At 38.3% G+C, this 13,710-nt stretch carries 14 protein-coding genes and 1 pseudogene; 1 reads left to right on the top strand and 14 read right to left on the bottom strand.

Going from position 1 to position 13,710, the window contains the following annotated elements; all coding sequences use genetic code 11:
* From IPL24_12795 to IPL24_12845, 11 genes and pseudogenes are all read right to left on the bottom strand, one after another.
* Nucleotides 1-206, bottom strand: a 206-nt coding sequence (locus IPL24_12795) for a hypothetical protein (GenBank protein ID MBK8364499.1), incomplete at its 3' end; no start/stop codon positions are given.
* 164 nt (nucleotides 207-370) lie between these two features.
* Nucleotides 371-1,009 carry a SprB repeat-containing protein gene (locus IPL24_12800; protein MBK8364500.1) on the bottom strand — a complete coding sequence of 213 codons (639 nt, stop codon included), beginning with the start codon at nucleotides 1,007-1,009 and terminating at the stop codon, nucleotides 371-373.
* Nucleotides 975-1,892, bottom strand: a complete 918-nt coding sequence (locus IPL24_12805; GenBank protein ID MBK8364501.1) for a hypothetical protein — start codon at nucleotides 1,890-1,892, stop codon at nucleotides 975-977. The genes IPL24_12800 and IPL24_12805 overlap by 35 nt, the downstream gene beginning before the upstream one ends.
* Nucleotides 1,813-2,214, bottom strand: coding sequence for a hypothetical protein (locus IPL24_12810; protein MBK8364502.1), 402 nt, complete (start codon nucleotides 2,212-2,214; stop codon nucleotides 1,813-1,815). The genes IPL24_12805 and IPL24_12810 overlap by 80 nt, the downstream gene beginning before the upstream one ends.
* A 488-nt stretch (nucleotides 2,215-2,702) precedes the next feature.
* A complete protein-coding gene (locus tag IPL24_12815; protein MBK8364503.1) occupies nucleotides 2,703-3,059 on the bottom strand; it encodes a hypothetical protein in 357 nt (118 codons plus the stop codon).
* Nucleotides 3,040-3,297, bottom strand: coding sequence for a hypothetical protein (locus IPL24_12820; protein MBK8364504.1), 258 nt, complete (start codon nucleotides 3,295-3,297; stop codon nucleotides 3,040-3,042). Before IPL24_12820 ends, IPL24_12815 begins: the two co-directional genes overlap by 20 nt.
* A gap of 77 nt (nucleotides 3,298-3,374) precedes the next feature.
* Nucleotides 3,375-4,328: a pre-peptidase C-terminal domain-containing protein gene (locus IPL24_12825; GenBank protein ID MBK8364505.1), complete on the bottom strand. Its 954-nt coding sequence runs from the start codon at nucleotides 4,326-4,328 to the stop codon at nucleotides 3,375-3,377.
* A gap of 99 nt (nucleotides 4,329-4,427) precedes the next feature.
* Complete coding sequence (locus IPL24_12830; GenBank protein ID MBK8364506.1) at nucleotides 4,428-4,928, bottom strand: hypothetical protein; 501 nt, start codon at nucleotides 4,926-4,928, stop codon at nucleotides 4,428-4,430.
* A 399-nt stretch (nucleotides 4,929-5,327) separates the two neighbouring features.
* Entirely contained in the window at nucleotides 5,328-7,262 is a 1,935-nt protein-coding gene (locus IPL24_12835; GenBank protein MBK8364507.1) for a TonB-dependent receptor, read from the bottom strand.
* A gap of 326 nt (nucleotides 7,263-7,588) precedes the next feature.
* Nucleotides 7,589-7,963, bottom strand: coding sequence for a hypothetical protein (locus IPL24_12840; GenBank protein ID MBK8364508.1), 375 nt, complete (start codon nucleotides 7,961-7,963; stop codon nucleotides 7,589-7,591).
* Nucleotides 7,964-8,931: 968 nt separating this feature from the next.
* Nucleotides 8,932-9,865: pseudogene (locus IPL24_12845) on the bottom strand (IS110 family transposase).
* A 501-nt stretch (nucleotides 9,866-10,366) separates the two neighbouring features.
* Here IPL24_12845 and IPL24_12850 point away from each other — a divergent pair.
* The gene (locus IPL24_12850; GenBank protein ID MBK8364509.1) at nucleotides 10,367-10,735 is read left to right on the top strand and encodes a hypothetical protein; all 369 of its coding nucleotides are present in this window, start codon (nucleotides 10,367-10,369) and stop codon (nucleotides 10,733-10,735) included.
* Nucleotides 10,736-11,396: 661 nt separating this feature from the next.
* Here the strand turns inward: IPL24_12850 and IPL24_12855 are convergent.
* The 3 genes from IPL24_12855 to IPL24_12865 form a co-directional block, all read right to left on the bottom strand.
* Complete coding sequence (locus IPL24_12855) at nucleotides 11,397-11,600, bottom strand: hypothetical protein (protein MBK8364510.1); 204 nt, start codon at nucleotides 11,598-11,600, stop codon at nucleotides 11,397-11,399.
* A 448-nt stretch (nucleotides 11,601-12,048) separates the two neighbouring features.
* Nucleotides 12,049-12,324: a DUF3817 domain-containing protein gene (locus IPL24_12860; GenBank protein MBK8364511.1), complete on the bottom strand. Its 276-nt coding sequence runs from the start codon at nucleotides 12,322-12,324 to the stop codon at nucleotides 12,049-12,051.
* An 872-nt stretch (nucleotides 12,325-13,196) separates the two neighbouring features.
* Nucleotides 13,197-13,568, bottom strand: a complete 372-nt coding sequence (locus IPL24_12865) for an asparaginase (protein MBK8364512.1) — start codon at nucleotides 13,566-13,568, stop codon at nucleotides 13,197-13,199.
* Between the last annotated feature and the right edge of the window lie 142 nt (nucleotides 13,569-13,710).

Genomic DNA, 13,710 nt, shown 5'->3' on the forward strand with positions numbered 1-13,710 from the left:
CCTCTGACTGCACTTGAGCCGTTACAATTCACACCTCTTACTTGCAAAGATCCTTGCGTGAATCCCGCTGCTACTGTTAATTGAATTGTATTTGTTCCGATTCCACTGGTGATTGACAAGCCTGATCCGGTTACAACCCAGTTGTAACTTAAAGCATTCGCAGAAGTTGTTGAGTAGTATAAACTCCCGGACCACTGCAACCGCAAGTCCTGTGATCACTGCAGGTTGTGAAAGATATGTTGTGATCACGGTACATTCTGGCAACTCGACATACTTGTTCCACATGCATTGTTTGCAGCAACACAAATAAATCCACCATTGAATGAATTTGTAAATGCAACGGTGATTGAATTTGTTGTTGAAGACCCCGTTACCTCTGTAGGAAGAGTCCATGTATAACTTGTCGCTCCGGAACAGCCGAAACTGAATAAACAATTCCTGATGTATTACGACATGCACCTTGTGCTCCACTGATTGCACCCGGTGTTCCAATCGATCCGCCTGATCCGGAAACTGTAACAGTCGCTGAACCTGTACATCCATTCGCATCTGTGAATGTCACTGAATATGGTCCGGCCACAAGTGCTGTTGCTGTTGATAATGTCTGACCATTCGACCATAGATAAGTATAGCTTCCTGTTCCCCCGCTTACAACTACCGATGCTGTTCCATCAGCAATTGAACAACCAGATGCAGCAGTGCTTGATGTTACGCCTTCAACTTTTGCTGGCTGCGTAAGTGTTACTGATGAAGAAGATGTACATCCATTTGCATCTGTTACCGAATAGGAAATTGTTCCTGCACCTTGATTGAATGTTCCTGTTCCTGAATAAGGTGCTGTTCCACCTGTGGCGGATACATTCACATTAGTAGTTGCACCGAAACACAAAATAGTTCCACTTGCAACTGCACTTGCGTTCAATGCAGTTGGTTCTGTTATTGTAACTGTTGTTGATGCTGAACATCCATGTGCATCAGTCATAATGGAATGACCACGTACCTGCAGCACGTGTGAACGTACCTGTTCCTGAATATGGCGCTGTTCCGCCAGTTGCAGAAACGGTAACTGTTGATGTGCCGCCGTTACAAAGTATCGGTGTAGCTGATGATGATGCTACTACTGCAGTTGGTTCAGTAATAGTTATTGTTGTTGACGCTGAACAATTATTTGCATCTGTTACTGTGAACGAATAAGTTCCTGCACTTCTTGCAAATGTTCCTGTTCCGGAATATGGTGCTGTTCCACCTGTAGCAGATACAGTAACTGTTGCCGAACCTCCGCTACATACTATTGCAGATGATGATGACGATGCAATTACCGGTGTTGTTTCTGTTACAACAACAGAAGCTGTCGCTGTACAATTATTTGCATCCGTCACTGCTACAATATATGTTCCGCTGCTTGATGCTGTAATGCTTTGTGATGTTGCACCTGTGTTCCATAAATATGAAACCCCTGCTGATGAATTCAACACTACACTTCCACCATCGCAGAATGTTGTCGGTCCTGCAGGTGAAATAGATGCAGTACAACCACTGCAATTTGTTACCTGAAGTGATTGCGATATAAAATTATTACATCCGTTTCCATCTGAATAAGAATAGGTAATTTCAAATGTTCCCACTCCTGATACTCCCGGATCAAACATTCCGCCGCTTACTCCTGTTCCGGAATAACTTCCACCTGCAGGCGATCCTCCGGTCAATGCAAATGCTCCGTTCGTATTACATACGGAAGAAAATGGTGCCAGCGAAACTGCCGGAAGTGGATTCATTATTACAGTAGTTGATGACGATGTTGCAGAACATCCGTTAGCATTTGTCACTCTTACAGTATATGATCCGCTTGCTATTGCTGATATGGCTTGTGTTGTTGCTCCTGTATTCCACAAATATGTTGTGCCTGAAGTTGAGGTTAATGTAACACTTCCACCCTGGCAGAATGTTGTTGGTCCACCGGCTGAAATTACCGGTGTTGCAGGTAAAAGGATTTACTGTAACTATTGTGCCTGCAGATGATGAAGTGCATCCATTTGCATTTGTAATGATCACAGAGTATGTCCCTGAAGAGTTCACTGATATCGATTGCAATGTTGATCCGGTACTCCACAAATAAGATGTTGCAGGAGTTGATGTAAGAGTAACACTTCCGCCCTGACAAAATGTTGTCGATGTTCCTGCTGAAATTGTTGGAATAGCAGGAAGTGGGTTCACTGTGACTGTTGTTTCAGATGAAACAATGCTTTCACAGCCTGCTGCATTGAATGTTGTTACAGAATAATTTCCTGCTGATGATACAACAATGCTTTGTGTTGTTGCTCCTGTGCTCCATAAATAAGAAGCGGCAGCGGATGAACTTAATGTTACACTTCCACCCTACACAAAATATTTGTCGTGCTTTGTGGAGTAATTGTCAGGTTACGGAGATGAAAAAGTAATGTCAGATGAAACATTATTACAAATTCCTGAAGCGCCAAATGAATAAGATCGTGCATAATATGTTCCCAGTCCCAGAGAACTGAAAGTTATTGTACCATTCGTTGTTTGCGGTGAGCCTGATGGTAATCCATCTTTATAACAACTGAACTGTATAGGAGCTAGTCCGCCGCTAATGTCGTATGTGATCGTTCCATTGCAACCTGCTTCCTGTGCTGAAGAAGTTATATCTACTGTATTTGGGCACAGTTCCTGGTATGTTGCATTTAATCTGTATGCACCAAAGGTTCCGAACCCGGATCGATCAATAAGTAATAAACTCCAACAGAAAGTCCTGATAAACTGAATGTATTTGTTGCAGCATGAGCCGTTCCTGATAGAATTGGTGCTGCATTTGTGTCTGAATATAATCTGTAATTGATATATGGATAATCTGTATTGAAATGATTTTGTTCAAGGTCGAGATGCAGATCCATTGTTCCTGCTCCATCGTATCCGATCTTCCACCAATCGTATGTGTCTGTATTCAGATTATAATAAAATGCAATGTGTCCACCTGTATTTGTATTAGCCGGCAAAAGCGTTCCCTGTAAGGCAGAAGAATTATTTCGGAACTTCTGCAAGAAATGTCATTAGCTCAAATGAATTTGAAAGAGTATAAGATGTAAATTCTATATCATAAAAAGTTTTTATGCCAATATAATAAGTACCCGCTGCAAGATCATTTTTTGAAAAAGAAACAGACGAAGTCGTATAACTTCCGGCAAGATATGTTGTGCCGTTGTTGTCATATAGTACTGCATAAACATTAGCTCCGTTCTGAGATGTAATTGTATATGTCAGTTTTCCATCAACAGGCAAAACTATTTTGTGGTAATCCGCTGTATCACGACTTTGATTTATGAAATAACCGATATGTCCAGTAACTGTAGAATTAATTACAATTGTATTTGCTGATGCGGCATCACTGTTAGGTTCGCTATCGTTTGTGAGCGGACTTGGAGTAAATACATTGCTGATCGTATAAGAGCAAACTCCGTGTCATAAAACGCGTAGAACTTTAAATAAAAAGTTCCTGCCGCCAATCCGTTTTTAGAATAAGTATTAGTTGTTGTTGTATAAGAACCTGCGAGAAATGATATACCATTTCCATCATACAACATTGCATGCACATTCTGACCATTTGCTACTGCTAATGTCCATTCAAGTTTGCCGTCTGAAGGCAACGTTACCTTAAGCCAATCTGTTGTATCAACAGTTCCATTGTATCGATATCCTATGTGCCCTGTAGTGCTTCCGTTCAAAGGAAGAGTCCCTGCATTTGCAAAAACATTATTTGAACCGACATCAACGGGCTGGACAGGAACCACAAGATTATTCGTAAGCGAATATGAACTGAAACCATCTACATAGAATGTCTGAACAAGAATATAGTACGTTCCCGGTGCAAGACCATCCTTTGAGTAATTCATTACCGTAGTTGTATAGCTTCCGGCAAGTAAAGTCACGGCGTCCCCATCAAATAACTGCGCATAAGTATTTTGTCCGTTATCAACAGTAAGTGTAACATTTAATCGTCCATCAGCATTCACATTCACAGCCCACCAGTCGTAATTATCACGTGTACCATTATATCTATAACCAATCTGGCCTACCACTGAACCGTTAAGTGGAAAAGATGTTGCAGTTGCTGCGGTTTCATTGGGTTCCGGATCGGTTGAATAGGTAGGTGCTGTAAAAGTGTTGGACAATGTATAAGGAACGAATTGATTATCGTAAAAAGTATGTAAGCGTAGATAATAAGTACCTGCAGCCAAACCATTCGCTGTTTGTGTAAGAGTATTTGATGTAAAATTCCCCGTTATTAATGTTACACCATCACCGTTGATCAAATCTGCAAAAATAAGATTTCCGTTCTGACTCGAAATTGTCCAGGAAAGCTGACCGCTAACTGTTGTTGTTATTGTATACCAATCAAAGTGTCTTTCTCATTATTGAAATAATAATGACAATGACCTGTTGTTGTTGAATTCAATGGAAAGTATTTGCTGTTGCGAATGTGCCGTTAGGCTCTGCATCATTAGCAACCGGTGCAGGAGTAAATGATGGCGTAAGTGTATAATTTGAAATTTCACAGGATAATAATTAACCATCCTTATGTAATAAGTTCCCTTTGCTATACCTGAAGCTGTACCCGATGAACTTCCATTCGTATAGTTGCTGAAAAGAACAACCGTACCAAGTGTGTCGTAGATCTGACAATAAAGGTGAAAACCATTCGATTGCCAGTTAACCGTCAAAGCCCCATCTTCCGGAATGCTTACACGCCACCAATCTTCTTCATGACCGAGACCGGCAGAACCGTCAGCAGTATTCCCTAAAGTGATTGCTAGTGATTGATTCCATATACCATTTGGTTCAACCTCCGTTTGGGCATTTGCATTATTAAATTTTAATAAGCAAAGCATACAAAGTAAAAATATCTTTTTCATGAGATGTGTGTTTATCCGACAAAGGTCAAGACCTCCAAACATCGCGGCAATACTCAGTTTGTAGTAAGGGGGGAGTACTTAGTTTGTAGTAGTACTTCCCCTTTTTTACAATTAAAAGTTCATTCATTGATTTTTTAAACACTAGGCTCACTAAGTTTTTGGCACAAAAGGCACAAGTTTCAATATGTGTTCTTGAGACAGTTTTCTTGAACCCTTGGTGTTTATTTTTAAACATACGAGTTCAGTAAGGTCTTATCCTAAGTAAATCTATAACCCCAAACTTCAAACACAATGGCGCTCCCGGCGTATAATGCAACTCCTCCACACTCTCTGTTTCATTTTTCAAACGACTCTCTGTTGCAAACTGTGCTTCATTCCATTCAGCATTCAATAAATTTTCTACAGACAAACTGAATTTTGCTTTTTTATATTTATAGGCACATGACAGATCCAATAATGTATAACCTTTTGCAATGATGCTGTTATCTTCATTCGCAGGCGGTCAAAGATATGACGATAGCGAACTGATGATTCGAAAAATTTTCCTGTGTAAGTTAATCCACCACTTGATGTCAGTGTTGGTGCAAGCGGAATGTAAAAATCCTGGCTTAACTCTTTGCCAAATTGTTTTTCAATAAACCGCCCGCGACTGATGTTCAGATCTGCATCTGCCAGCAAGTTTTTTGACAGCTGATATCGTGCACTGATGTCAATACCTGATCTCCTGGATGGACCTTTCGATTCTGTTGTGCCATCATCTCCGACATACACAAGTTCGTTCGACATATCCATCCACCAGAAAGCAGCGCTTAACACCAGACGCTTTGATAAGGTCATAACGGTACCAATCTCCGCTGCATCTGCCACCGGCAAAGTATGATTCAATTTATCCTGCACAACCGACCTTGCATCATTACTATGAAAGCCTCGACCGGAATTGATGAAGATCTGAAGTTTGTCATTCGGGGTAAAAATAAAATTCCACTTCGGGTTAATGCCCGACTGATAATTTGTTCCTGAATAATTTGTATGCAAAGAATCCGTAGGCAATTGATCCGCTACATCGAAAACAAAATAATCAAGACCAATGGTAAGTTTGTTATTCATCTTTCCAAGCTTATGAAAAAATGAATACCGTGTATTTAATCCCTGAACACTTCTGTTATCATCTTGTTCGATTTCGTCTCCATTGATCGGGTCTTCGAGATAGAATGTAAAGTTGGAAAATAAACGAAAGCGATATTTAAATGAATACATCTGGGTTTCAAATTCACCATTAGATGTTCTTTGAACGTATGACAGATTGAAATTTGTCCGCGAAGTATTACCACCTTCAGAATCATCGATGCTTCCGAAACGGGAAAGTCGTCCGGCCAAAACTTCGCGATCCGGAATTTGTCCCGAAGCATTCCACGAAGAACTGAAAGTTGATAATGATAGTTTCAGACTTGAATGATCATTCAGTTGAAAAATTGTTTTCGAAAAAAGATTCACTCTGGTGAAATCCTGCGGAGCATCAAAGTAACCGCGGTTATTCAGAACATCTGCTGCTAAATAAGTTTTTACGTTTTCCGAATTAAAAGGTGCTTTGAACATAGCAAGAACTCTTGGCACTGAAACATTTCCAATCTCCGGAATAAATGTTTGTTCAAGTTTGATCAGATTATTTTCTAAGGTGTCTTTAGTAGAAAAACTAACCGCTGCGCCCGTGGCAAAATTTCCATACTGCGGTGAATAGGGTCCTTTGAAAACGTCCATCTCCCCTACTGTTTCAGGAATCAGAAAATGCAGATCCATATAACCTTGTCCGTGTCCATGACTAACCATGTTCACCGGAATGCCATCTACATATGAAGCCACATCCGTTCCGTGATCACAGTCGAATCCACGGATGAAGATCTGTTCAGCCTTTCCACCACCTGCATGTTGTGCGATGAATAATCCAGGGACAAGTCTCAACATGTCCTGAGCCGAATTCTTCGGTCTGTTTTCAAAATCTATCGCCGATAAATGTTTCGAAGAAGCCGCACTCACCGGACGTTCAGCTGCGACGGAAACAGTAGGCAAACTAATCGATTTGATAATCATTCTTGTATCAATGATTGTCGATTGGTCTTTAATGATAGTCACTGTTCTGGTAAATGATTCATAGCCGAATTTTGAAAACGTTACATCATACGTAGCTTCATTCAGATTTTGAATATCAAACCTGCCCTTTGCATCTGTATGAGTATGAATTTCTGTATCGTCAATTTTTATCAGAACATCGGCAATTGGCTCTTCAGATATTGAGTCTTTCAATTGACCTGTCAATTCCTGAGCTGAACCATTCATGATTGTGTTAAGGATAATGAACAAAATTATGTACAATTTTTCATGGGGATCTTATTAAATTCGGGGATTATACTTTTTAAAATAATTGATAAGTTTTGGTTCAGCTAAAACTCTCATAGCCTTGCTACCGGCAATGGCTTGAGTTACTAAAACTGAAAATTGTTTCTGAAAATGTTTATCTATAGCTGTAAGAAGCCGTGAGAAGAATTCACTTTTTAACCAAATGAATCTGATACTACGTTAATTATTGAACACCGTTCAACAACAAGTATCCCGCAACTTTAAACATTAAACAATTTTCGCCAATCGAAAAACCAGCTATTTAATTAGAATTTAGGTGGCGGAATTAAAAGTCCAAGAAATCCTTCCAACGTATCCAGCGTTTTAAAGTGATTAAAAACAATTTTAGCTGACAAGAAAATTTTGATCATCGCAGAACCTTCGTCAATACAGGCAAAAACAACATTGGAGGTGACCAATGATTCCGGGAGTGGTTTTGATTGCTTGTTTTTTTCATGCTGACGGGCAATGTCGTTTAGTGCAAAAAGTATATTCGTGCGTGGCGGTAAATTATTGAGTTTGCTATTCATTGCAATTTCGGATTGCTTCTGAACAAAATAGTTGATCATCGTCGGCAATACACCACCAACGACGATCAACATCTGACTCACTAAAAGAATAATTGCAATTGATTTACGCATGATATTAATACACCTGAAATAAATACGGGATTTATCGCTTCCCGGATTTCGTGAAATGAGGTGTTTTTTTGAAAATTGTGGGAAAGGGGGAATTAAATTCAAAAATCAAAAATTAAACGTTTTTCGGGGTGTTTTCAAACACAATCCGGATTGCTATCGTCTAGGCATCAACTTAAAATAAAAATAATTGAATAGTATTTCATTCTGTTGACATGAGATTATTAATAAAAGGTTTTTTTGCAAATTAGCCTCTATTGCCGACAGCAAAAGCTTAATGTTATTTGATTAATGCGAATGATGTATTCGCTATTAATTTATAGATGATTAGGCCCGTTAGGGCCATAATCCTGGTAACTCGTGGACTCCAAGAGCGCCCCTTTAGGGGCGTACTCTTTAAACACACAACTTTTTTCGGCATCGGAAAAAAACAATTGTACATCAGACATAGGCTGAATCACTAGATGCCGGAACTTTATGCGGTTGAATTAATGGACACATGCTTTGTGTTTAAAGAGTGCGCCCCTAAAGGGGCTCCTATGTAAAGCAGTCATCTAGTTCCAAAACAAAATTATATTTTTATTTAATTAAATCATAATTTATTATTAGGTGTGTTGAAATGTGAAAAACTAGGCGCAGGATTGCGCGATCGAAAGTTTTACACATTTCAATGCACCATTCTTATTACAATCATTTCGCTCAGTCTCCTATGTGTAGTCCGACTATTTTTATATCCGGCCGGCTACCAGCACCCGTATGGTTTGAATGATTATAAAATAGCTACCTGCTTAGCGGTGTGACTCAGTACAGTTGTTCTGATCACCAGCCCCGTTTTGTAGTCTATTCTTATTTTGTTTTGAGCTTCATGATGATTTAGTTTTTAAAAGCAGCTACAGGCTTGCCTTTGTAACTTCCTTTTTTGGAGGAATTACCTGCGGTGTTTTGTAGTCTGCTTTTATTTCTTTTGAATAGTTTTTTTGATAAGGTGTTTCCTTTTTTATTACTGACAACATTCTGTTTAGTAATTTTCTTGCAATTTTTATGATGATACTCTTTGGATTCTTGCCTTGGTGTTTTCGATAATAGGTTTGCATTTCAGGATCCAAACGCAGGGCTACCCAAGCACTTTCTATGATATAACTCCTCAGAAGATCTCTGCATCTTGGAGTTACTCCAAAAACATTCTCAGTCATCCCGGAATTTCGAATATTTGGAACCAACCCTACGAAAGATGCAAATTGTGTTTCTTTTTATTGAATCGCCTCAGATCTCCTACTTCAGCAAGAACAACCGATGATAAATATCCCCCAACCCCAGGAATACTTTTTAATAAATAATAATCCTTCTTGTGATTTTTTCTGCAATAGGATCGTAGTTGATTGGCCAATTCTAAATATTCCTGATAAATTACTTTCAATAATCGAATCTTACTCTCCATACATAATTTTCCTACCGGTTCCTGCCATGGAATATTTTCAATCCATTCTATAAATGCTTTGGACCAATTTGGATTGTCGAACTCTTTTGGTATTTCAATTCCATGATAAAGTAATAACGCTTTGATGCTACATTTTATCTTGCGGAGTTGCCGAGTAGTTTCTGCTCGTTGCCGTACTAAACTTTTCAAATAATCTTGTTTTGATCCGGAATATAGATTCCTCGCAAATGACCGGACTGAAGTTGCTTTGCTAAGTTCCGACAATCGAGCACATCGGTTTTCTGGTGACTTTGTTTGTCAGTTCTAGGCACATCAGCCGGATTGACGACCAAAACATTCCATCCCAGATTTAAAAAATACCGGGAAGCCGTAAAACCGCAGCAGCCCGCTTCATAAACCAATGACACTTCATGCTCCGGAAAATTAGTTTGAACGTAATGATAAAGAACGTCATTGCTGGAAGGAATTGTAATTGTTTTGTGATCTGATATATCTGTCCGAAGATGTACAGACCAACTTTTTTTGTGAATGTCCATGCCAATGTATAGCTTTGGAAGAACAGTAGGTTGTGTTGCCATATCTTATCGTATTTGGGTAGACAATTTATTAATTAATTTGTACTACATTATTTTAGATGGAACACGACTTACTGCTTTTACATGGGTGCTTGACTGTCTCGTGCATTCTAGTATTACCGAAAGTACGGCCCTAACGGGCCTGCCACTTCTTAATACATATCCATATTATGAATTCTTGAGTTTAACTTAATGACACTGTGCAAAGCTGACTGCAATGAAGTAGGCGACATCTCTATTAATTTCAATAGATATTAATATAATTAAGTTGACGCTTTTTCGATAGCTATCGGTACAAATTATTCAGGCTTCACTTGTGCCCTTGTGCTGACTTTTAGTGATCTTAGTGTTGAGTTTTTTTACCGGGCATTTATCCGTATCTTCGCACTATCAATGAAAAAGTCATTCTTAATTTTTTTCTTGCTGTTTTCCGGATTGCTTTTCGCAAACGGAAAAACTACGTCTGTAAATTCATTGCAAAAAGATGCTATAGTTAAAAACACCGACGACTTTTCAACGACTGCGGGAATAGTTTCCAATTTTCTTTCTGTATTCGAAGAAGGAATTATTCAACCGGGAACGGGAATTGTCCATTCCACTTTTAATCCTGTACGGACTGTTAATATTGGTTCATGTAATTCATCTGTCACAACACAGAATAAAATCAACAGGCAAATTAGTTTTCAATTTCTTATCACACCGGATGCTGATGTAAAACCTTCAACGGATCTACATGTTTTTCTGCGGGTGCTTCTTATCTGAGATTTTTCCCTTTTCCCTTTATTAATAAATCTGCTTTATCCGTTGCAAAGTTCGCTTGTAATGAATTTAGCTATTTCACTTATTTCAAAAATAAATATTTATGGAAAATAATATCGACCATCTGAATGATGGTGAAAAAAATCCGGATTCGGAATGGTATTCTTGTGGGTTGGAATTGTAATTGTAGCACTTGTTGCTTTAAAATTACTTGTCTTCCCTGATTCAAAATAGTTTTTTCAGGAGGTTTGATTCAAGCCGCATGGAGAGTGTGCGGCTTGTTTTTAACTTAATGTCCATCAAAATAACATTTAAAATCTATCGCTTGGTTTTAAACCTGACTGAGCTTTCTTTTGAATTCTCTTTCCTGCTGCTTGAATATCAGGCAAATTTAATTTACCTTTTTCCAATTCAATCTCTCCTTTTGCAAATTCAATTTGTCAATAAAATCAATGAACTCAATTTACTTTAGAGTCCAAAATTTGATTATTAATCAATTGATTGAAAAAATCAGAGAAAAATATAAGAAACTTTTCTCTCTTTAAAATATCTGACACGTCCGTAATATTCCGATCTAGGCTAAAAAATTATAAATAATCTTAGACACTCTGTCAAATTCTGCCGGTTTAATTGCATTTTCTGTTGTGCTTCTTTTATTGCCATTTTAAATTTCCTCCATTGTTACCAACGTATAATCGTTCTCCTTTGTTACTGCTAAGATATTAAATCTTGTATTGGGAAGAAATAAAATTTCGAATTCATTTTGCGAATCAATGCCATATTTGCTAATTTCTTCGATTTCCTTGCCCGTTTTTGACACTATTCTGAACATTACATTTCCGCTAAATTGTATTGCAATTGAACGCATTTACTTGTAGAAATAAACGGGTACTCAATAATTTCCTATTGTTTTCAAGGCTTTTATACTTTTGTGCAATTCACTTTCTGTTAAGAAAACACCACGATAAACTAGACCTTCATAATTTGGTAGTTTCTCTAATGCTTGAGCCAATAATAAACCAAATTGGGTTTCGTTCTTGCCTTTTTCTTTCTCAACTCTGTATTAACTTGGTCAAAACCATCATCGGAATATTTATATATTAACGCTTTTTCATACTTGTTAAGTTCGGAAACTCTTGAATTTCGCGCACTTCTTTCTATCTCCTTAATTCAGCAGAAAGATTTTTTCAACATAAGTTTTTCGGTCGTATCAATCTTAAAGCCAAAATTTTTCACAATTATAATTAATAATTTTAGTGCTTCAATACAAAAATATTAATGTAACTCATTCACATGAATCGCCTTCAGATTTTTTATCAATATAAAGTTCCAAACGGAACTATACAGGCAATCAAAACCTTCATCGTTGTTCCCATGAATTTCCATTTCTGTTCAACACCAACCTGTAGAGCGTTAAAGACAAATAACCAAAAACAACGCTCCATGTACCGGACCGATTGATTTACCAGACTATGGTCAACCATCCAGTATTTCATCGGAACAGCAATAAGTACAAGAAGCAAAAGCGAAGTCCCTTCAGGAAACCAAGTAATCTGAGGCGTCCGACTGATGAGTTGAAATATTTTTTTCATATATTATTCAATTATGATTAACAATATTTTAATGACGTCTCTTTGAAATTAACTGCCCCTATTTCAAAAAACCATCTTCACCCCAACAAAATAATGATCACTCCAAATGTCCGTTTCAATTGTTCCGGTGAAAGGGAAATTGCAATCTCACTTCGAAAAACTACCGATCCACAAAACTCAGACAAAGTATTCCCGCAACTTTGAAATCAACCGCTCCCGTTTTAGATAATTATACACCGCCATAAATCCAATCGGTGGAAGCATCATCGCCAATCTAGCGTTCCCTGTGCTGCATGTTGTGTCATCCCTAAAAAATAAACCAGACACCCGGAACAACGATCAGTCCGCCCCCAATTCCAATAAAGCCACTGAAAATCCCCGCACATACTCCTACGATCAGAATGATGATTACTGTTTCCATTTTTTTTCGGTTTGTACTGTTAAGTGTGTCCATGACTTTATTAAATTAAATGTTCTAAGTTTACAGGTTTGCAGGTTGCGAACCTGCAAACCTGTAAACCTGATAACCTGCAAACGATTTTACCGAGACAGTTCGCCTGCCAAATTATTTGTCAGCTGTTTTTTAATGTCTTTCAATTTCGGATAACGGGCAAAGAAGAAACATCATCTTCGTAATAGCCGCCCTCCGTTTGTCATATCGCCACCGGATACAACTCCAATATTTTTCAATCCTATTCCTGTTTCATTCTTGGTCTGATTGACCATTCCACCGCACCGAGAAATATTCAAAACATTTCCACTTTAATTAATCGCTCAACACTGTCAAGAAACTTTTTGTCGATGGCGATTACCGCTGCCAAAATGTTTCCAGAACAATTCCACGCAAATTTTTTATGTTTCCAGACAATGCATCAATTACTTGGCGATAAACCCGGGAAAAGTTTCAACACTAAAACATGTTCATTGAATCCACGGTTTATTTGAATTTCTTTTTGGGTTTTGGTAAGATCTATTCGTTCATCAAAAACCATTTCCCAACTCCCCGCTTCCGCCAACACAGGAAAATTCAAAGACTGAAAAGCATCAAACTTACTTGATGTAAATTTCTCCGCTCTGTTGCCCCTGAACAACTGACTGTTAAAATAAATGCAAACTTCAGGAACTAGTTTTTTTGATGCAGCTATTTCTATTGCTGTAATGAGATTTCTTTTTGCATCTGTACGAATCACGCTCCACGGTAATTGCGAGCCGGTAAGTATAACCAGGACTTGACAAAATTCCAACGCCTATAACTTAATGCCGAAGCTGTGTACGCTATCGTATCTCCTCCCATGCAGAATCACAAATCAATCGTATTGCCGATACTTTTTCAATGATCGTTGCCAGTTCCCCAGAAATCCGGTTTGCACATCAGACGAATCAATC

The organism is Bacteroidota bacterium (assembly GCA_016711505.1).
Taxonomy (GTDB): domain Bacteria; phylum Bacteroidota; class Bacteroidia; order AKYH767-A; family 2013-40CM-41-45; genus JADKIH01.